This window comes from Marinobacter sp. C1S70, assembly GCF_000475355.1.
GTDB classification, from domain to species: Bacteria; Pseudomonadota; Gammaproteobacteria; order Pseudomonadales; family Oleiphilaceae; genus Marinobacter; species Marinobacter nauticus.
The window spans coordinates 1-885 of sequence record NZ_AXBW01000004.1 but is presented as its reverse complement, the minus strand read 5'-3'; the positions used below and the strand labels follow the sequence as shown (position 1 = coordinate 885).

The following is an 885-nucleotide window of genomic DNA, read 5'->3' as shown; positions in this document are numbered from 1 at the left end:
GTTTAAATGGGGGCTACTACACTGGGCATTCTCCGGCTGGGCCAGAGCTACGGCGAGGCACGATTAGAACGTGCCTGCCAACGCGCCCTAATGCTGGGCAGTTGCCGATACAAGAGCATCGAATCCATCCTCAAACACCGCCTGGATGAGCAGCCCCTGGAAGAGCAACAAGAACTGGCCTTACCCGACACACACGACAACATCCGCGGCCCTGCCTACTACCACTGAAGGAATCTGACATGTTGAAACATCCCACGCTGGATAAGCTCCACGCCCTCAAGCTGACCGGCATGGCCGCCGCCCTGGCGGATCAGTCGGCCACCCCCGACATTACCGACCTGAGCTTCGAGGAGCGCCTTGGTCTGCTGGTCGATCGGGAAATGACCGAAAGAGACAACCGGCGTATGAGCAGCCGCCTGCGCCGGGCCAAGCTGCGACACGCCGCGATCCTCGAAGACATTGATTACCGGAACTCCCGGGGCCTGGATAAAGGGCTTGTCCAGAGTCTGGCCAGCTGCCAGTGGGTGAAGGAACACCTGAACGTGCTCATCACCGGCCCGACTGGCGTCGGGAAAACCTGGCTGGCCTGTGCTCTGGCACACAAAGCCTGCCGGGAGGGTTACACCGCCCAGTACGTCCGCCTGACCCGGTTGCTACGGGACCTGACCATCGCCAAAGGCGATGGCCAATACTCAAAGCTTCTGACCAGCCTGGCCAAGGTCGACGTGCTGATCCTGGATGACTGGGGGCTGATGAAGCTCAGCGCCGAGAACCGAAGGGACTTGCTGGAGGTGCTGGAGGACCGGCATGGCCGGCGCTCCACCATCGCCACCAGCCAACTACCCATCGAGGAATGGCACGGCGTCATCGGTGACGCCACTCTGG

The 885-nt window shown here is 61.5% G+C and carries 1 protein-coding gene and 1 pseudogene; both read left to right on the top strand.

Annotated features, from left to right (window positions below; translation table 11 throughout):
• Positions 1–21: 21 nt before the first annotated feature.
• Positions 22–228, top strand: a pseudogene (locus tag Q669_RS01205) (IS21 family transposase); the annotation flags it as partial.
• Between the two features lie 11 nt (positions 229–239).
• Positions 240–885: IS21-like element ISSpu5 family helper ATPase IstB (istB, locus tag Q669_RS01200; protein WP_022990925.1), on the top strand; the 646-nt coding region annotated here is incomplete at its 3' end.